Raw genomic sequence first — 19,125 nt, 5'->3', positions numbered from 1 at the left:
GGTTCTGAAACGGCCTGGCGCCTCTGCGCAGATCGCGCATAACTCCTACATGTCGCGAAGCCTCCTACCCATCGTCGTTCTGACGGCTCTCCTCGGCGCGTGCGCGGCGAACGCGGGCTCGGACGCCTCCGCGGAGAGCGCGGCGACCGCGTTCGAAGCGCCGGCGGAGGGGAGCTGCGAAGCGGGGGCGATGCTCGCGGTCGCGAACGACCTCTCGCTCGAGGTGCTCGACGACGAGGTGGGGTTGAGCCGCGCGGCGGCGAAGTCGATCGTCGATCATCGTCCGCTCGCGAGCCTCGAGGCGCTCGACGCGGTCCCGCAGGTCGGGCCCGCCGCGCTCTCCACCATCCTTGCGTACGCGAAGACGACGCGCTGCGCCCCGACGAGCGGCGACGCGGAGATCGGGCTCATCTCGGACCTCGACGACACGCTGATCCCGAAGGCCAACCCGGAGCTGTCGAAGCCCGCGGTCCCGGGCATCGCGGCGCTGTACCAGCTGCTCGAGCATCGCAACGGCGGACGCGAAGGCGACGTGTACTACGTGACCGCGCGGAAGCCGGATCGCATCCTCGAGGTCCCGGCGTACCTCGAGGCGCACGGCGTCCCGACCGGACCGATCGAGACCGGCACCTCGGGCGCGCCGTTCATCGCGCGGCCGGAGAAGGTGCGCGACATGGAGAAGATCTTCGCGCGCACCGGCACGCAGCGCTTCATCCTCTTCGGCGACTCGACGCACGTCGACGCCGACGTGCAGCGCGACGTCATCGCGAAGCACCCCGACCGCGTCGTCGCGGGGTTCATCCTCAAGGTCGACGAGATCGACCCCGCGCGCGTGAGCGGCCTTCACCTCGTGAACGACTACGCGGAGGCGGCCGCAATCCTCGTGAAGCTCGGCGTGATCGAGGAGGCGGAGGCCCGCTCCGTCATGCGCGCGGCGCGCGAGCAGGGCCTCGCGATCACCGAGGCGCGCATGTCCGAGCTCCTGCAGTGAATCGGCGTGAGCTCGTCGAGTTCCTCCGCGCGCAGAAATGGGCGGTAGAAGCCTCGGTGACGACCGCCGGCGCGCCGCAAGCCGCGGTGATCGGCGTCGCGGTCACGGACGATCTCGAGCTCGTCTTCGACACGGTGACGGACACGCGCAAGGCGGTGAACCTCCGCGCGGACCCGCGCATCGCGCTCGTGATGGGCTGGGACGAGGGCAAGACCGCGCAGATCGAGGGCGTCGCCGACGAGCCCGCGGGCGAGGACCTGAAGCGCTTGAAGCACGTCTACCTCACGAAGTTCCCCGACGGCCTCGAGCGCGAGCAATGGCCGAACATCACCTACTTCCGCGTGCGCCCGACGTGGATCCGCTTCAGCGACTTCACGGTAGAACCACCGGCGATCGAGCTCCTCGCGCTCTGACGGACCCTCCCGCGCCGGCGCCCGCGGGAAGGTCATGGAGCTCGGACGAGGGCGGTGAACCAGGGCTCGCTCATCACGGCGGTGAAGTCGGCGTCGGCGAGGGCGCGCTTCTTCACCGGTTCGCCGCCGAGGGCGATCGCGTGGCGGAGGGCGTGCTCGGCGCGGGGGTCCTTCTGTTGCGACAGCGCGCACGCGAGGTTGTAGGCGAAGAGCTCCTTCGTCGGATCGGCGTAGACCGCGCGCGTGAAGAGCTCCGCCGCGCGTGGCCACTCCTTCTTCTTGTGATGCGTCATCGCGGTGTCGTTGAACACGCTCGCGGCGAAGCTCGACGCGCTCACGCGCAGATGGGTGAAGGTCGAGCCGTGGCTCGGGTTCCGGATGTACACGACGAACGCGAGGTCCTCGCCCGACGGCGACACCGCGAGGGCGTTCAGCTGCGCCCCGAAACAGACGTCGGCGTACGTGGCGCAGAACGGCGGCGTCGGCGGGAACGCCACGAACACGGGCTGCTCGCCCGCGAGCTTGCCGCCGATGCGCACGGAGCCGGCGATGGTGGTGGCGCCGTCCTTCTCCGTCGGCGCGATCTCGCGGACGACGAGCGTAATCTCGTCGCCGTAGAGGAGCTCGCCCTTCGGCGGCGGCGGCTTCTGCGTCATCTCGATCGGCGGGCCGAGCGACGTCAGCCCTTCCTTCTTCGGGAACGCCTTCAGCTCGCCCACCGTTCGCCGCTCGTTCTTCGATCCGGGCTCGAAGATACGCGGCGACACGAGCGCGCGGACCGCGCCGCTCTCGTCGACGAGGTTGCACCAGTGGGCGTCTTCGACGCAGCACTGATCGAACTGGCAATACGCGAACGTCTTGCCGTCGCTCATGAACCCGAACGCCTGCGCGGCGTCGCTCATCCCGACGTTCAGCGGCGTCGGGTATGCGCCCTCGACCTTGATCGGACCGCGCCCCGGCGCGCGCGCGAGCGGGACGTCACGAAGCGCGAAGGACGCGGCCGGAGCGGCGGCGTCGATCGACGGCGGCGTCGCGCTCGCGGCGGTGGCGGCGGAGCTGGTCGCCGGCGGCGCGGCCGACGACGCGGCGGGGGTGGGCGCGCGCTTCGGCGTCGAGCACGCGGCGATCGAGACGATCGAGACGAGGATCGAGAGGAGAGCGCGCATCAGAACCGAAGCCCTCCCACCGCGAAGAGGCACAGCGACGGATCGCGACTGTCCGGGGCACCGGCGATGAAGAGCACGCGACTGTCTACGCCGAGGAAGGCGCCCGTATTCGCGATTTGATAGTCGAGCGACAGCGCGGGGTAGATCGAGAACCAACCCCCGCCGGTCTCCGTCTCGCCGACGCCGGAGGTTCGGGCGAAGAACAGGCCGAGCCCCACGTACGGCCGCAGGGTGAAGCTCTGGAAGTGCCAGTCGTAGCCGCCTTCGGCGGCGGGGTAGAAGCCCGCGTACTTGATGCCGGCGACGATGACGCCGAGCTGATAGGTGAACGCGGCGCCGACGTAGAACGTGTCCTGGATCGCGTAGCCGGCGCGCGCGCCGAAGCCGATGCGGTAGTTCTCGGACGCGTACCCGCCGTACGCGCCGACGAGGACCGGACGCGATACCCAGTCGCTCGCGCGCTTCGGCGCGTCCGCTCCCTTGTCCGCCGCCCCCGCCTCCGCGTCGCGCGGCCTCGCGGTGCCCGACGCGACCCACGGGTTCGTCTCGCGCGGTGCGTCTCGTTCCTCGAGATCGGTGTCGATCCGCGCCGGCGCGCGGTCCGGAGCATCCGCGTGGCTGGGGATGCCCTCGTCGTCCGGCTTCTCACGCGGCGCATGCGGCGCATGCGGCGCACGCGGCGCACGCGGCGGCTTCTCGCGCGGCCTCGGCTGCTCCGTCCGCGGCTTCTTCGGTCGCTTCGGCTTCTTCTTCTGGGCGTGGGCCGTCGCCGGCAGCGCCGTGAGGAGCGCGAGCACGACGGCGGCGAGGCGCATCGCGTCGATTCTAGGATCAGTCGCAGCGCTCCGGCGCGTCGAACCACGCCGCCGGCGTCGTCGCGAGCGCGTCGAGGACGACTGTGTCCGAGGTCGGCTCGAACGGCGCGTTCGTGATCTCCGTCGTCGGGTCTTCATCGCCGATCCAGATCGCGCGCGAGACCTCCCAGATCCGGTGGCCAGCGGCGTCGTTGTAGACGCGGAGCTCGGACTGGTTGCCGTGCACGTCGGCGTGCGTGAGGAACGCGAAGCGGAGCGTGCCCGCCGCGTCGTAGTAGTAGCTGTCGGTCTGCGCGCTGTCCTCGGAGCCCGAGCCGATGACGAGCTCGCGCACGACGCCGTGCGCGTCGGTCAGCTTCGTGCGTTCGAGCTCGCCGTGCGTCGAGCCCTCGCAGAGCTCCTTCGTCACGGTCGCGAAGCTCGCGACGTCGATCTCCTCCACGATGCGGCGCACCTCGACGATCTTCGGATGCGAGATCCAGTTCGCCATCGTGATCTCCGCGTCGGCGTTCACCTCGCCGACGGAGACGCCGGCGTTGTCCGCGTCCGACGAGCTCCCCGCGCAAGCGGCGAGGGCGAGGCCAAGAGCGACGACGGCGAGCGAGAGCTTCATGGTACGGAGCAATAGAGCACATGTCGGTCCATGACCTACACCGATGCAAGTACCTATAATCACATGAATAGAGCACCGCGCCCGGATCCTGGGCCCCTCGGTTTTGGTTCGCGCGAGTGACATCTGATCGATTGGATCAGGCTTCGCCGTGTCGGGCCCCCTTGATCGGTCGAGAGGCGGTCTTATCTAGGTTGGCACGAAATCGCTGATGTTCGTCAAACGCCCGTAATTACGGGCGATTGGCAGAGCTCGGCTTCATGTCCGACAACCCTAAGCAAGAGGTATCTCCATGCTCAGCTCGTATGCGTTTCCGATGCTCGACCGCCTCCTCGACGACGTCATGACCGGCGCGAGCGGCACGGCTTCCACCGTCCGCAGCTTCACGCCCGCGGTCGACGTCCGCGCGAACGAAGACGAGATCGTCTTCACCGCCGACGTCCCGGGCCTCAAGCAGGACGACCTCGAGATCACGCTCGACGACGGCGTCCTCACGATCAAGGGACAGCGCCGCTACGAGGGCAACGACAAGGACAAGGTGTGGCTCGGCCGTGCATACGGCGCGTTCACGAAGTCCTTCACCCTCCCCGACACCGTCGACCCCGAGAAGCTCACCGCCGATCTCGCCGACGGCGTCCTCACCGTCCGCATCGCCCAACTGCCAAAGGCAAAGCCGCGCAAGATCAGCATCTCCCCGCGCACTCCGCAGCTCACCACCGAAGAGAAGAAGTAACCGCCCACGAGCTGCCCCCGGGGCCCCAGAAAGCACCCGCGCTCATGGACGCGAGCTGCTTCCGGGGCCCCAGAAGGCACCTGCGCTCGCGGACGCGAGCTGCTTCCGGGGCCCCAGAAAGATCGGGCTCCAGAAAGCGCCGCGCTCACGCATGCGGTTGCTGCCCGGCCTCCAAAAGCGCCCGCGGCAAGTCGCGGTCGTGAGGTTGCTGCCCAGCCTCCAAAGCGCCCGCGCCCGTCGGGCCCACGAACCCAAGGGCTGCCCGGGGCCCCAGAAAGCGGCCGCGCCAGCGGTCGCGAAGCGACCCGCCGCTTCGGCGGGCCGTGTTCTGGGGCGGGGGTGTCGGGGGCAGAGCCCCCGACGCTGAGAGAGAGACTCAGCGCGCGACGAGGTTGCCCTGCACGAGCACGCGCGAGGCGTTCGGGTCGAACTGGATCGCGCCGTCGAAGCGGCCCTCGCGGCCGGCGAAGGCGGGCGAGATGATGCCGAGGTCGACGCCCGGGATCGCGATCGGCGGGAGGTCGATGTCGTTCGAGATCAGCGTCTGGAGGTACGGCGTGAAGAGGTCGAGCATGCCCGAGAGCTCGTCGGCCGCCGCCTGCTTGCCCTCTTCCACGCCGATGAGGCGCGCGGAGAGCTGCGTCGCCGTCTCGTCGCCGGCGGGGAGGATCTTCAGGAACTCGCCGCCGTTCTCGATCGAGAGCTTCGCCTTCGTGACGAGCGAGACCGCGAGGCGGACGCGCGCCTGGCCGCCGGCCTGTGCATGATACACGGTGTCGAGCTGGAGCTCGCCGAGGTTGATGTTCACGCCCGAGCCGTCCTCCGCCGCGAGGAGGACCGGCGGGAGCTTCGCGTCGAGCACGATCGCGTCGGTCTTGATGCCCAGCATCTCGACGTGATCGATGAGCTGGCGGTTGAGGAGCCCCTGCCGCCAGACCGAGAACAGCGCCTGGTTGACGTAGTCGACCGAGAGCGACGCGCCGAACTGCTTGTCCGTCTCCCACGTCGGCGCGCTCGCCGGGTGCGTGAGCCAGCCCGGAGCAGAGAGCGTCTTCTTCGCGTTCGCCGGCGCGAGCACCGCGGCCGCCAGCGAGAGCTCGGAGCCGACCGACTTGAACGCGGCGCCGTCGAGGTCCTGCTTCAGCTCGACCTGACCGCCGAGGAACGGAACGTCGACGCGCTCGGGGAGGCGGAACTGGTTCAGGCTGAACGAGAGATCGGGGAGGACCTGGTCCTTCACCATCGCGACCAGCGGATCGGCGAAGCGGTTGATGAGCCACTCCGCGCCGGCCGCGACCGCGTCCTCGAGGTGGTCGCCGATGAGCGGGATGTTGCCGAGGCCGGTGTCGTCGAGGTCGACGCCCTCGACCTTGGTCTCGGTCGCGCCGAGCGTCGCCACGAGCGACTTCGTCGCGGCGTCGAAGCGGACGTTCACGTCGGCGACGACGCGGATGCGGTCGACCGAGGTGTAGAGCTGATCGCTCGCCTCGATGCCGAACGGCGCCCACGCGCGCCACGTCATCGTGCTCTCGACGTTCGTGATGATCGCCTCGAGGCGAAGGCCGCCCTCGCGCGCCGAGAGGCGGATCGTCGCCGACTTCGGGTTGTAGCTCGAGCGGTCGAGGGTGATGCTCGCGCCGAAGCCGGCGCCGCTCACGTCCTTGCCCATGCCGTCGAGACGCGCGAGGAGGTTGCCCTGATCGCGGAGGACCTGCGTGCCGATCTGCGAGAGCGTCACGTTCGTGGGGCCGACCGGGAGCGGGAGGACCGGGAGGCCCGGCGCGCTCATGCCGTTCGCGCCGATGCGCACCGACACGGCCTTGTTCGTGACGAGGCGGGGATCGGCGAACGTACCGAAGAGGAACGAGACCTCGTTCGCCTTCGTGACGCCCTTCGCGTCCACCGTCTCGACGTGAATGAGGTTCACGCCCTCCTTCGGCTTCACCGAGAACGACTGCGACTGGCCCTGGATCGGCTGGCCGTTGAAGAGGACGTTGAACGTGCCCGGGCAGGAGACAGAGAGCTCGCCGTCCGCGTTCGTCTCGCTCCGCGCGACGAAGGCGCCGCGCGCGATGTTGCACGTGATGTCGTTGACGACCGCGAGCTCCGACGTCGCGGAGTCGTCTTTCGTATCCGAGCAACCGACCGCCATCATGACGAGGACGGCAGAGGAGAAGAGCGCGCAGTTCCGAACGGCCATTCGTGATCTCCTGGATGCTCTGACCACCAGGTGGGCAGAGGTGGGCGTGCGTCAGGTAGCTCGATCCAGGGACAGGCGCCATCCGATTTCTAACTATGCGCAATTCGAGCAGAACACTTCCTAAGCTGGAGTGCCGATAGCTGCGCGAAACCACACGTTGATTTGCGCGTTTATACCGATACGCTTTTCAAGCATGAGGTCCTTCCGATCCACCCTCGCGGCCGGTCTCGCTCTCGTCTCAACCGCTCTCGCCTGCGGGACAAGCTCCGACGGCGGGGCAGGAGATGGAGCGAACACAGGGACAGGGAACATCGGCGGCGGCGACGGAGGAACGGGCACCTCCGGCAACATCGGCGACGGCACGAGCGGCGGAACCAGCGGCACCAGCGGAGGAACGAGCGGCGATCCCTCTCCGGTCCCGGACGGCGGCGCGTGCGCGGCGGACAGCGCCGACACGCAGCGGAAGCCGGCGTACCTGTTCTTCATCCTCGATCAGTCGTTGAGTATGAGCTTCCCGGAGGCGGAGAGAGCGAAGCGGTGGGTGCCCATCACGGAGGCGTTGAAGGCGTTCGTCACGGATCCGCTCTCGAAGGGCATCACCGCGGGGCTTGAGCTCTTTCCGTCCCAGAGCGACGGAGGCGGTGGCGGTGGAGGAGGAGGCGGCGGCGGAGGAGGAGGCGGTGGCGGGACGCCGTCCTTCTGCGACGTGTCCACCTACGCATCCTCCGCGGAGACCCTGGACGTTCCGATGACCGCGCTCCCGGTGACGAGCTCGACCACGTTCTCGTCGAAATGGCCCGCCACGACGACCATTCCCGGTACGCCGACGCGCGCGGTCTTCAAGGCGATGGGGCCGATCGTGAAGAAGTGGGCCGAGGACCACGCCGACGGCAAGACGGCCATCGTCCTCCTCACCGACGGCTACCCGCAGGGATGCACCGCCGCCGACGACAACATCACGAACGTCGCCGCCGAGGTCGCCGCGATCAAGGACGTCGTGCCGACCTACGTCATCGGCGTCTCCGACGTGAAGTCGAACCTCGACGATCTCGAGGCGCTCTCGACCGCGGGCGGCACCACGCTCACGCGCGTCGACACGAGCGATCCCGTCCAGACGCAGAAGGAGTTCCTCGACCGCATCAACGAGATCCGGAAGAGCACGTTCTCCTGCGACGTCGCGATCCCCCCGCCGCCGGCGGGGCAGACGCTCGACCTCTCCAAGGTCAACGTCCACTTCACGACCGGCAAGGGCGTGGTGGAGCCGCTCGGCTACGACGCGGCGTGCGCGAACACGAAGGGCTGGCGCTTCGACTCGACGACCGACCCGAAGAAGATCGAGCTCTGCGCCGCGACGTGCACCGCGTTCGAGCTCGATCCCGAGGGCAAGCTCGGCGTCGAGTTCGGCTGCGCGCGCCGCAGCGTCGACGACGTGAAGTAGAGATCAACGCTCCTCGATCGCGTCCTTCGCGATGACGGTCCAGTCCGAGCGCCCGTGGCCCTCGGCGATGAGCGCGTCCATCTGCGCGACGATCGCCGGGAGCATCGGGAGCGGGCGGCCGCCGCGCGCGGCCTCTTCGAGCATGAGGCGCGCGTCCTTCCGCGCCATCGCGAGCTCCCACGACGCCTTCGACCAGTCGGCGCCGAGCATGCGGTCGATGCGCCCGCCGATCGTGAGGCCGGGGTTGAAGTGCTCGAAGAGCGACGCCGCCGCGCGAGGCTCGACGTCGAGCGCGCGCGCGAGGGTGAAGACCTCGGAGAGGCCCGAGGTGAAGAACATGAGGAACAGGTTCCCGAACAGCTTGAACGCAGCGGCCGCGTCGGGGCGCTCGCCGAGGTCGAGCACCTTCCCCGTCATCTTCTCGAGGTGGGGGCGGACGGGATCGACGCGCGCTCGCTCGCCCGACACCAGGATCATGCCCGTCGACTCGTGCGCGTTCTGCGGACCCATGAACACCGGCGCGTGGACGAAGCGCGACCAGCGCGCGACGCGCTCCTTCGTCCCCGTCGCCGTCGTCGTCGTGTGATCGACGATGACCGCGTCGGCGGCGAGCTCGGCGCGCGCGAGCACGTCGTCGACCGCCGCGTCGTCGGAGAGCGAGAGGTGGACGCGATCCGCGCCGCGCGCGGCGGCGGCGGGATCGTCGAACACGATCGCGCCGTCCGCTTCGAGCACGCGCGCCTTCTCCGGCGTGCGGTTCCACACGTGCACGGCCTCGCCGCGCCGCCGCAACGCGCGGACGAAGCCGGTGCCGAGGAGCCCGGTCCCGAAGAACGCGACCGTCACTTCAGCCCGCCGAGGAACGCGGCGACGCTCTTTTCGCGCGCCGGTCGCTGCGCGATGCAGAGCGACATCTGCTCGAGCACCTGCGCCAGCGTGCGCGGGCCGCCGTTGGCGCGGGTCGCCCGCTCGGCGAAGAACGCCTCCGCCTCGGCACGATGCTGCGCGTCGCAGTAGTTACCCGCGACGTACGTGAGGCCGGCGCCGGAGCGCGGCGGCAGCGGCGCGATGAGCTCGTCGTAGTGCGCCTTCACGAAGTCCCACGCGAGCTGCCGGTTCTTCGGCACCGACGCGACGCCGAAGACGAGGGTGATCGACTCGCGCCGATCGAAGTCGTCCGCGAGCGCGAGCTTCAGGTTCTCCTCCGCGAGCTTCGGGTCCTCCGCCCGCGCGAGCGCCTCGAGGAGGCGCGTCCGCTCGATGCGGTCGTTCGTCTTCTTCGCCTCCGCGCGGAGCTTGTCCCAGTGCGCGCGATCGCCGGTCCGCATCCCGGCGTCGAGGACGGTCGGGACGAGGTCGTAGTCGATCGCCTTCCGGTCCTTGAGCCACGCGTCGGTGAGCTTCCGCGCCTCGACCGCGAGCGCCTCCTCGTGGCGCGCCGCGAGCGCGACGATGGTGGGGCGGAGCATGCGCGTGCCGTCGTCCTCGCCCTTCTTCGGGAGCCAGCCGAGCTTCTGCGCGCGCGGGAGGAAGGTGCTCCGCACGAACGCGCGGTACTTCGGCGCGAGCTCCGCGCTCACGAGGTGGCCCTCGAGCCCGCGGACGTACCCCGCGAGCATCGCGAGGAGATGGCGGTCGCCCTCCTGCGCGATCGCGCTCGCCTGTCCGAGGATGCTGGCGTCTTCGCGCTGCCCGCTGCGCACGAGCGCGAGGAGATCGCCGAAGACGGCGACGCGCTCGTTCGGCGGGAGCTTCTTGTTGGCGAGGAGCTTCGCCTGCGCGTTCGCGTCCTTGACGAAGAGGTTGCGGTAGTAGCCGGCCGCCTTCGCGTTCGGGTTCACCCACGCCGGGCACGTCTTCGTGTCGAGCTTCAGCGTGCCGGTCTTGCCGTCGAGGAGCGTGCACGACGTGCCGCCCGGATACGACGCGCAGACGGGGATCTTCCAGAGCTGGTCGTTCGCGCCCGCCGAGCCGGAGGGCAGGTAGCGCTCCTGCGCGAGCGACAGCGACGGGCCTTCCTTCGCGCACGAGAGCTCCGTGCTCACGAGCGGCGTCCCGGCCTGATCGAGGAAGGAGGAGAAGGCGGGCGCGAAGGCGGCCTTCGTCTTCTCGTCGAGCGACGCGGCCATGTCGGCGAGGAACTCGGCCGACGTCGCGACGCCGTAGGCGTGGCGCTGGAGGTAGCCGTGGACCGCCTTCTTGAACTCGGCCTCGCCGATCCACGACTCCATCATCGCGATGACGGCGCCGCCCTTCTGGTAGGTGATGCCGTCGAACGAGTTGACGATGTCGTGCCGCGACTCGATCGGCTGCCGGATCTTGCGCGCCGAGACGAGCGCGTCGTTCGACATCACGCCGTTCTTCGAGTGCGCGCGGTTGACGGCGCCGTCCCACTCGGGGTGGAGCTGCTCCACGATCTTCGACGCGATCCACGTCGCGAACGCCTCGTTGAGCCAGATGTCGTCCCACCACGAGGTCGTGACGTAGTCGCCGAACCAGATGTGACCGAGCTCGTGCGCCGCGATCGAGAGGTAGCCGCGCTCGAGGCGGAGGCTGCGCTCGTCCGGCTTCCCGAGGATCGTCGCGGTGCCGTACGTGATGAGGCCGGGGTTCTCCATCGCGCCGCCCTTCTGCGGGACCGCGATGTGATCGAGCTTCTCGAACGGGTAGGGGATGTCGAAGTACTCCTCGAGCTTCGTGAGGACCTGCCCCGTCGTCGCCGCGGCGTACTTCGCGTCCGCGCTCCGATCCTTCGGCGTGATGATGCGGATCGGGGTGTTGTTCCTCCCCGCCTTGCCCGCGTCGACGACCTCGAACGGTCCGACCGCGAACGCGACGAGGTACGTCGGCAGCGGCTTCGACGGCGCGAAGGTCACCGTCTTCCAGCCGTCGGCGTTCTTCCGCGTCGCCACCTCGGGCGTGTTCGCGAACGCGAGCTGATCGCCCGGCACCTCGAGCTGGAGCGTGAACGGCGTCTTGTACGTCGGCTCGTCGAAGCACGGGAACGCGCGCCGCGCGTCGGTCGACTCGAACTGCGTGTAGATGTACCAGTCGCCACGCTCCTCCTGCCGGTAGGCGCCGCGTCCGTCGCGCGACGGGAGGCGCCCGCGGTACGAGACGTCGAGCGCGTAGCTGCCCGGCGCGAGCGGCGCGTCGAGCACGAGGCCGACGAAGTCCTCGCTGTCCTTCGCGCGCTCGATGCGCGCGGAGCCTCGTCCCGCGATCACGGCGGTGACGAGCTCGAGGTTGTCGCCGGCGTGGATCCAGAGCACGTTCGTCGGCTCGGTCACGTCGATCGCGACGTCGACCTTGCCGACGATGCTCTCGCTCTTCGGCGACATCCGCATGAGCACGTCGTAGCTCTTCGGCCGCACGTTCCCGGGGAGGCGCAGCTTCGGCGCGGGCGGCAGCGGCGCCGCGACGGTGGCCTTCGTGTTCGGCACCGGCGGCGGCGCGGGCGGAGGCGGCGGTGGCGCCGACCCGGCGCAGGCGCAGAGCGAAATGAGAATGACGGCGAGCGCAGGATTCCGGGAGATCACGGGCCCGTTCCTACCACGGGCCCCCGCGGGCGATAGCGGCTCCTTGACGAGCCGAGCTTCTGCGGTATGGACCGCGACCCCCATGCTTATCGGACGCCCGTCTTCGCTCCCCCTCCTCGCTCTGGTCTCCGCCGTCTCGTTCGGGATGATCGCGTGCAGCCAATCGGACGAGGAAGTCGCTGGAGATGCACAGGAAATCAGCGCGGACCACCTCCTCACGCTCGACCCGAGCCTGCCGTTCGAGGTCACGCGCGTCCACGTCGCCAACGGCCCCGTCCTCGGCGCGCGGTGGGGCTCGCACAACGGCCCAGTGACGACGACGCAGAACTTCCAGGATCCGAGCGCGGCGCCGCTCGTCACCCGCTGGTTCGTCCCCGCCACCGTGGGCGCGCCGATGAGCCAGCAGCCGTGGTCGGCGCGGACGCCGGAGGGCCTGCCGACCGCCGCGTTCTGGGGCGCGGACGGCTTCGTCGATCTCCCGTTCGGCAACGTCACGCTGCAGGGGTACACCGTGACGAACGAGCATTCGTCCGGCGAGGTCTTCCTCTTCTCGCGCAACTACGACTCCGTCATCGCGCGCGCGCACGCGAACGGCTTCTACTCCGGCGTCGGCGTGACCGACGGCACGAAGACGCGCATCGTCTACAGCGGCCTCTCGGGCTTCACCGCCGATCCGTCGACGACGAGCGAGAACGCGCTCTGGGCGAGTGACGTCACCGCGAGCGACCTCGTCCCCGCCGGCGGGAGCACGAAGCTCTTCGCGTGGGAGGGCTACTCGGGCCCGGTGTCGCTCGACAACGGCGGCAACCTCTTCGTCGCCGCGAGCCGCATCGACGCGGAGCACAAGATCGCGATCTACGCGCTCACGAAGGGCCAGACCTTCGCGTCGGAGACGACGGAGCCGGCGACGATCGCGGAGGCCGACACCACCGGCACCGCGTCGCTGGCGGTCGCGAGCGTGCCCGGCAGCGGGACGGGCTGGATCTTCGCGAAGGGTTACGACACGACGACGGCCCCCGCGCCGATCTACGCGCGCGCGTACACCGCGTCCGCCGACGAGATCGCGGGTGAGGGCGACGTGATCGCCGAGGCGATCAAGCCCGCGAGCCCCAACACCTCGCTCTCCGCGTTCGCCGATCCGAACGGCAACCTCTGGGTCTCGGTCGAGATCGACAACGTGGGCGCGTGGCTCGTCCAGCTCTCGCCGAGGGCGGCGACGCCGACGCCGTGAGCCGCGCGCTGGCGGTCCTGACCGCGGGCGGTCTCCTCGTCTTCGCGTGCTCGAGCGGCGACGGCGACGCGCCCGCCGTCCCTGCCGACGCCGGTCCGGCGATCGACTTCGGCGCGCCCACCGTGAAGAAGGACGGCGGCGCTTCCTCGTCGTCGTCGACTTCGTCGTCGGGATCGGCGGACGCTTCGTTCGAAGACGGCGGCGTCCTCGACGACGTGCCGCCGTTCATCACGAAGGTCGTCTCGTTCACGCCCGGCAGGTGCTCCGGCTTCGGCGCGACCCAGATGCCCGGGATCGTGATGGGGCCGCCGAAAGGCGCCGGGACCGCGGCGGGCAGCTTCGACGTCGTGTCGCTCGGGAAGGGCGGCGAGATCGTCGTCTCGCTCGAGCCGAACGCGATCGTCGACGGCGAGGGCGCCGACTTCGTCGTGTTCGAGAACGCCTTCATCGCCGCGGGCTCGACGGAGGTGTTCGTCGAGCCGGGCGAGGTGAGCGTCAGCGACGACGGCGAGACGTGGAAGACGTTCCCTTGCACCGCGACGCAGGCGCCGTGGGGTGCGTGCGCGGGATCGCATCCCGTGATGGAGGACGGCACGGGCGGCGATCCGTACGACCTCGCGGACGTCGGGCTCACGCGCGCGAGGTTCGTCCGCATCGTCGACAAGACGGTGAGCGGCATCTGCAACAGCCAGGGGCCGAACAACTACGGCTTCGACCTCGACGCCATCCAGGCGCTCCACTTCTAGTTTCGAGAGGGCTCTGCCCTCTCGAGCTCTCCCGCCGGGGCCTCTCGCGCGAAGACGCGCTCGCCGCCCCGGACCCCGCAGAGGGTCTCAGTTTTCCCAGAGGCTCGTTGTTCCGTCCTTGCGCAATCCGCGCGACGGGTTGCCGGCGTCGATGCACGAAGGACTCATGCGGATCGGGTAGGTGCCTGACGCCTATCTTGTATCACATTGAAATCATTGTGTGCGAGGCCGGCACGTCGGTTGCGATGATGTAGGGCATGGTCAGCTCGCTCCGCCTCGCTCTCGCTCTCGTCGGGTGCCTCTCTCTCGTCGGCTGCGCCGCCGAGCCGGTGACGCGGGCGGAGACGCCGGTGCCGGACAGCGAGACCGAGACCGAGACGCCGGGGAGCACCTCGCGCTCGGACGACTCGCGCGACGAGGGCGACGGAACGCTCCCGGTCACGCCGGTCTTCGACGGCGACGACGACGACGTGTCGACGACGGAGGACCGCCTCCCGCCGGCGCAGGGCGGCGAGCAGCCGGCGAAGCCGCCGAAGAGCCCGGGCACCGGTACGACCCCCGCGCCGCAGGCGCCGGTCGAGAGGACCGAGACGTGCCCGTCCACGGCGGAGGGCCACACGTCGCTCGCGACGATCTCCTGGAAGGTCACGGACGGGCTCGTCACGATCACGAAGATGACGATCCTCGTGACCAACAAGGACGGCCGCGATCAGAACGACGCGGACATCTTCTTCAAGCCGTCGGGCGGCGGCGAGCAGAAGATGTTCTGGACCGGCGACACGCTGGCGAGCGGCAAGACGGTCGATCTCGCCGAGGCGCGCAAGCTGACGCCGAAGGCGGGCACCGTCCTCCGCGTCGAGACGAACTTCGACAAGCGCCTCCTGGCCGACCCGTCCGCGAGCTGCACCGTGACGCTTCTTTGAGTCGAGAGGGCTCCGCCCTCTCGAGCTCTCCCGCCGGGGGCCGTCGCGCGAAGACGCGCTCCGCGCCCCCGGACCCCCCGAGAGGGGGGCCGTGCGTCGGTGCGTGCGCGATTTGGATGCCCTCGTGTTTGGTGGGGGGCGCCATCCTTCTTCGTCAGCTGTGGGAGGCGTTGTAGCCTTGTTTGGGTGGAGCACCCGCCGAGCACCGAGAAGACCGGGCCGCACGCGGGTGACGTCGTCATCGACGGGACCGTCGAGGTCGAAGGTCTCATCGCGGAGGGGATGACGAGCACCGTCGTCGCCGGTCGCGATCGGCGCACCGGCGAGCGGGTCGCGGTGAAGATCGCGCGCGGGACGGACCTAGAGAGCACGGAGCGGTTCCGGCGCGCGGCGCGCGGGATGATGAAGCTCACGAGCAAGTACGCCGTGCGCATCATCGCGGTGGGCGAGACGAAGATAGGGCAGCCGTGCATGAGCATGGAGTACCTCGAGGGGAAGACCCTCGCGGCGCGGCTCCTCCAGCAGGGCCCGCTCCCGCTCGACGAGACGGTCCGCCTGATGATCCACGCGTGCGAGGCGGTCGCGGAGGGGCACGCGAAGGGGCTCCTCCATCGCGACATCGACGCGGAGAACCTGTTCCTCGCGCTCCCGCCGAAGGGGGCGGCCGGCCCGTCGACGATCCGCGTGCTCGACTTCGGGCTCGCGCCGATCTGGCGGCTCACGCGCGGAGACGGCAAGGTCAAGCCGGGCGACGCGGCCGGCACCTCGTTCGCGCTCGCGCCCGAGCTCGCGCGCGGGGGCGACGTCGACGATCGCGTCGACATCTGGGGGGCGGGGGCGTGCCTCTTCCGGCTCCTCACGAACCGCTATCCGTTCAACGCGCGCAACCTCGCCGAGCTGTGCACGCGCGTGCTCGCGGAGCGTCCGCCCGATCTCTCGAAGCTGCGGCCGCAGGTGACGACGCAGCTCGCGGGCGTGGTGCGGCGCTGCCTCGAGCGTGAGCCGGGCGATCGCTACCCGTCGATGCTCGCGCTCATCGACGCGCTCCGCGACACGCTCGACGACGCGCCGAACACGCCGCACGTCCACACCGCCGGCGTGATGCTCGAGGAGCTCCGCGACGGCAACGCGATGACGTTGCGCGACACGCCGCGCGTGATGAAGGCGGCGGACAGCGACGCGATGAACAGCGCCGACGTGCTGAGCGACGAGGACGAGACGTCGCTCTTCAACCGCGCGCGGCTCTCGTCCGGTCCGTTCACCGTGCGCACGAACCCGCCGTCGTTCGGCGCGCTCGCGGCGCAGCTCGAGCCGCATCAGAAGCGCCTCGAGCGTTTGGGCGAGGACGGTCCGTCGACGCAGCCGCTCGGTCGCCTCTCGCCGTTCGCGGAGCTGCCGAAGCCGCTCGAGCCGCCGCCGCCGTCGTCGCAGGAGGAGTCGATCGTCCCGCAGCTGGTCCCGCACTCCGATCCGTTCGCGCCGCCGAAGATCGCGGCCGGCCGCGCGATCCCGCTCAAGGCGCCGATGCTCCCGAAGCCGTCGGCCGCGGTGCAGGCGATGGAGACCGCACCGCCGCCGCCGCTCCCGTCGCCCGCACCGCCTCCGCCGCCGCTTCCGAAGCCCTCGCCGGAGCGCGCCTCGGCGGAGACGGTGCAGGGCCCGGGCGCGCCGCCGCAGCTCGTCTTCACCGCCGCGCCGAAGACGCTCGCGATGCCGGGCACCGACGCGTCGTCGCCGTCGCCGCCGATGTTCCCCGCGCCGCAACCCGTCATCGCGACGGGCCCGCCGCCCCCCGTCGCCGCCGCCTTCGCGCCCACCATGCCGCAACCCGCGGTGCCCATGATGACGGGCCCGCCCCCGCCGGTCGCGTCGTCGCCGAGCCTGTTCGGCTCGGGCGCGCCGCCGGCGATGGGCTCGTCGAGCCCGAGTCTGTTCGGCTCGGGCGCGCCGCCGGCGATGGGGTCGTCGCCGTCGAACCCGAGTCTGTTCGGCTCGGGAGCGCCGCCGGCGATGGGCTCCTCGAACCCGAGTCTGTTTGGCTCGGGAGCGCCGCCGGCGATGGGCTCGTCGCCGTCGAATCCGGTGTTCGGCTCGGGCGCGCCTCCCGCGATGCCTTCGGACTCGATCACGGCGGCGCCGATCTCCGCGCCGGAGCTCGCGGTCCGCACGGCGCCATCACTGCGCAAGAAGAAGAAGAGGGGCGTCATCATCCCGCTCCTCTTCGCGCTCGCGCTCGTGAGCTCGATCGCGATCGGCCTCTACGTCGCGAAGGTGCTCCCCATCGCGCGCCCGGGCGCCCCCGGTTCGAGCTCGGCTTCGGTCAGCGTCGCAACGAATTCGCCGTCAGCACCAAATTCGCCGTCTTCCCCGACCCCACAAGAGCCGGGCAGCGTCGCGGTCGATACGACGACACCTCCTCCGACGCTCCCCGACGCTCCTCCGGACCCGAAGGAGCCAGACTCGAAGGAGCCAGACCCGAAAGAGCCGACCGACACGAAGCCGACCGACACGAAGACGGCGGACAACAAGAAGCCGGTCGACGACAAGCAGACCAGCCCGGCGCCGCATCACAAGCCCCCGGTGCACCATCCCGCTCCACAGCCCAAGCCGCAACCGCAACCCAAGCCGCAACCGTCCCCCGCAAAGACCGGCAACGTCTACGACCCCAGCCAGTACTGAGCCCGAAGCGGCCAGAAGTGCCGCCCCGACCTCGTCGGTTGTGATGCGCACTCGGGCGCGGTGCGCACGGCGAGCTCCGTGCGCCGCGGTGCAGCTCACCCGCTCGATGCGGGCGCGGTGCGCGGCGCACTCGATGCGATACGGGCGCCGCTGAGCGCGGTACCGGGTGAGCACGAACCCCGCCGCGGTCGTATGGTCGCCGCGGTCGTATGGTCAGCACGGATGGTGCGGCCGCGTGAGCCGCGGAACTGCCGGGCCTGTTGGTGTGGGCGTGAGCTTTCCAGGCGGTAGCTGCGAAGGGCGCGCGAAACCCTACTTCTTCGCCTGGAGCTTCTCGCCCGAGACGCCGCGGTTCGGCTCCTGGAGCTTGCGGGCGCGGGGGGCCTTCTTGGCCTTTACCTCGGGGTCGGCGCCGATCTGGAGGTCGCCCTGGCCGGGCGGGATGAACGCCGGATCGTCCGACGGGTCGAGCACCGCGTGCTGTTCACTTGCGCAACCGACGAGCGAAGCAAGAGCAGCAGCAAGGGCGACACCGAGGAGGACAGAGCGCATGTCCACCCAGAGTGCAGCCCGAATGCCAGGGAATCTGAAACGTCAACTGCCCGGAATTATGAAGAAATGATCTGTGATCCAGGCGGTGTCGCTTGGGCCGCAACGAACGGATGATCCAACGGATCGAGACGCGATCAGGACGCGCGCCTTACACGTCGCACAGCGCCCTCCAGGAGCGGCTGGAGCTGCGATGCGTCCACGTCCTCGCTCCACACGACGAGGAGCGCGTCGGCTTCGATCGCGAGCTTGTTCAAGCCGGCGCGGTCGAAGCTGTAGATGTCGTCGGTCACGACGATCGCCGCCGGCCGCACGTCCTTCACCTTCTCCGCCGCATCCATCAGCGTGCCCTGGCCGAGCGTCGCGCCGACCGAGCGCGCCGCGAGCTTGCACTGCTCGTGGAAGCGATCGGGCGCGTTGAGCACGAGGACGGTAGGGATGCGCGCGGTCTCCGCCGACGCGGTCGTGGGAGGCTTCTTCTGCGGGACCGGCGGCGGCGGCTTCGGCGGCGCCGGCTTCTGATGCGGAGCCGGCGGAGCCGGCGGCTTGAACGCGATCGGCGCGGTCGTGAGCGAAGGCGCGGGCGCGCCGTAGTAGCGCGTGAGCGCCTGACGGATCTCGAACGTGATCGCGACCATCGGGCGGACGGGCATCTTCACCGCGTCGGCGACGGCCGCGAGCGCGACCTCGTCGGTCGGATCGTGCGTCGCGACGTAGAGGAAGGTCGTGCCGTTCTTCTCGCGGAGGTGGACCGGCACGAGCGTGTGCTCGATCGCGAGGTCGCGCGGGACGAGCTCGAGGAGCGCCTTCGGCAGATCCACGTTCGTGAGCGAGAGCCAGGGACAGCTCAGCTGGTACGAGAGGATCTGCGCGAGCCGCCGCGGCTCGACGAGGTTCCGCTCCGCGAGGAGATCGCCGAGCCGCCGGCGGTCGGCCTTCTGCCGCTCCAGCACGTCGGCGAGGGCCGCCTCCGTGAGCACTCCGCTCTGGACCAGGAGCTCACCGATACGAAGGGGCTTCTTGCTCATCAATGATGCGTTCTCGCGCGACGATCGAACGGCGGACTATACGGCGCTGAGCATGGACCGCAAG

The 19,125-nt window shown here is 69.9% G+C and carries 16 protein-coding genes; 8 read left to right on the top strand and 8 right to left on the bottom strand.

The features are described 5' to 3' along the window. Positions 1–49: 49 nt before the first annotated feature. Both KF837_17135 and KF837_17130 read left to right on the top strand, forming a co-directional pair. Positions 50–991, top strand: a complete 942-nt coding sequence (locus KF837_17135; protein MBX3229050.1) for a DUF2183 domain-containing protein — start codon at positions 50–52, stop codon at positions 989–991. After that, the gene (locus tag KF837_17130; GenBank protein ID MBX3229049.1) at positions 988–1,404 is read left to right on the top strand and encodes a pyridoxamine 5'-phosphate oxidase family protein; all 417 of its coding nucleotides are present in this window, start codon (positions 988–990) and stop codon (positions 1,402–1,404) included. Before KF837_17135 ends, KF837_17130 begins: the two co-directional genes overlap by 4 nt. Positions 1,405–1,436: 32 nt before the next feature. Here KF837_17130 and KF837_17125 read toward each other — a convergent pair whose 3' ends face one another. Genes KF837_17125 through KF837_17115 form a run of 3 tightly spaced genes read right to left on the bottom strand, consistent with a single transcriptional unit; the run spans position 1,437 to position 3,998 of the window. Next, entirely contained in the window at positions 1,437–2,570 is a 1,134-nt protein-coding gene (locus KF837_17125; protein ID MBX3229048.1) for a hypothetical protein, read from the bottom strand. Next, entirely contained in the window at positions 2,570–3,385 is an 816-nt protein-coding gene (locus KF837_17120) for a hypothetical protein (GenBank protein MBX3229047.1), read from the bottom strand. Before KF837_17120 ends, KF837_17125 begins: the two co-directional genes overlap by 1 nt. 16 nt (positions 3,386–3,401) lie before the next feature. Further along, positions 3,402–3,998: a hypothetical protein gene (locus KF837_17115; GenBank protein MBX3229046.1), complete on the bottom strand. Its 597-nt coding sequence runs from the start codon at positions 3,996–3,998 to the stop codon at positions 3,402–3,404. 289 nt (positions 3,999–4,287) lie between these two features. On the opposite strand from KF837_17115, the gene KF837_17110 reads away from it, so the two are divergent. Further along, a complete protein-coding gene (locus tag KF837_17110) occupies positions 4,288–4,728 on the top strand; it encodes an Hsp20/alpha crystallin family protein (GenBank protein MBX3229045.1) in 441 nt (146 codons plus the stop codon). Positions 4,729–5,104: 376 nt separating this feature from the next. Here the strand turns inward: KF837_17110 and KF837_17105 are convergent, their stop codons facing one another. Further along, a complete protein-coding gene (locus KF837_17105; GenBank protein MBX3229044.1) occupies positions 5,105–6,928 on the bottom strand; it encodes a hypothetical protein in 1,824 nt (607 codons plus the stop codon). Positions 6,929–7,121: 193 nt separating this feature from the next. Between KF837_17105 and KF837_17100 the strand changes: the two genes are divergently transcribed. Beyond that, positions 7,122–8,366, top strand: coding sequence for a hypothetical protein (locus KF837_17100; protein ID MBX3229043.1), 1,245 nt, complete (start codon positions 7,122–7,124; stop codon positions 8,364–8,366). Positions 8,367–8,369: 3 nt separating this feature from the next. Here KF837_17100 and KF837_17095 read toward each other — a convergent pair whose 3' ends face one another. Together KF837_17095 and KF837_17090 are read right to left on the bottom strand one after the other, a co-directional pair. Then, the gene (locus KF837_17095; GenBank protein MBX3229042.1) at positions 8,370–9,212 is read right to left on the bottom strand and encodes an NAD(P)-dependent oxidoreductase; all 843 of its coding nucleotides are present in this window, start codon (positions 9,210–9,212) and stop codon (positions 8,370–8,372) included. Next, positions 9,209–11,905 carry an ERAP1-like C-terminal domain-containing protein gene (locus KF837_17090; GenBank protein MBX3229041.1) on the bottom strand — a complete coding sequence of 899 codons (2,697 nt, stop codon included), beginning with the start codon at positions 11,903–11,905 and terminating at the stop codon, positions 9,209–9,211. Before KF837_17090 ends, KF837_17095 begins: the two co-directional genes overlap by 4 nt. 82 nt (positions 11,906–11,987) lie before the next feature. Between KF837_17090 and KF837_17085 the strand changes: the two genes are divergently transcribed. From KF837_17085 to KF837_17070, 4 genes are all read left to right on the top strand, one after another. After that, positions 11,988–13,136: a hypothetical protein gene (locus KF837_17085; protein MBX3229040.1), complete on the top strand. Its 1,149-nt coding sequence runs from the start codon at positions 11,988–11,990 to the stop codon at positions 13,134–13,136. Then, positions 13,091–13,882, top strand: a complete 792-nt coding sequence (locus KF837_17080) for a cell surface protein (protein ID MBX3229039.1) — start codon at positions 13,091–13,093, stop codon at positions 13,880–13,882. The genes KF837_17085 and KF837_17080 overlap by 46 nt, the downstream gene beginning before the upstream one ends. Before the next feature lie 257 nt (positions 13,883–14,139). Further along, positions 14,140–14,805, top strand: coding sequence for a hypothetical protein (locus tag KF837_17075; protein ID MBX3229038.1), 666 nt, complete (start codon positions 14,140–14,142; stop codon positions 14,803–14,805). A gap of 186 nt (positions 14,806–14,991) precedes the next feature. Further along, positions 14,992–17,484, top strand: a complete 2,493-nt coding sequence (locus KF837_17070; protein ID MBX3229037.1) for a protein kinase — start codon at positions 14,992–14,994, stop codon at positions 17,482–17,484. Between the two features lie 312 nt (positions 17,485–17,796). On the opposite strand, the gene KF837_17065 is transcribed toward KF837_17070, so the two are convergent. Next, on the bottom strand, positions 17,797–18,036 hold the full coding sequence (locus KF837_17065) for a hypothetical protein (protein MBX3229036.1): 240 nt from the start codon (positions 18,034–18,036) through the stop codon (positions 17,797–17,799). 134 nt (positions 18,037–18,170) lie between these two features. Then, positions 18,171–19,061: a hypothetical protein gene (locus KF837_17060; protein MBX3229035.1), complete on the bottom strand. Its 891-nt coding sequence runs from the start codon at positions 19,059–19,061 to the stop codon at positions 18,171–18,173. Positions 19,062–19,125 lie beyond the last annotated feature (64 nt).

The organism is Labilithrix sp., from assembly GCA_019637155.1.
Taxonomy (GTDB): domain Bacteria; phylum Myxococcota_A; class Polyangia; order Polyangiales; family Polyangiaceae; genus Labilithrix.
Note: the sequence above shows the minus strand (reverse complement) of the source record. Positions and strands in the feature narration are given on the sequence as shown.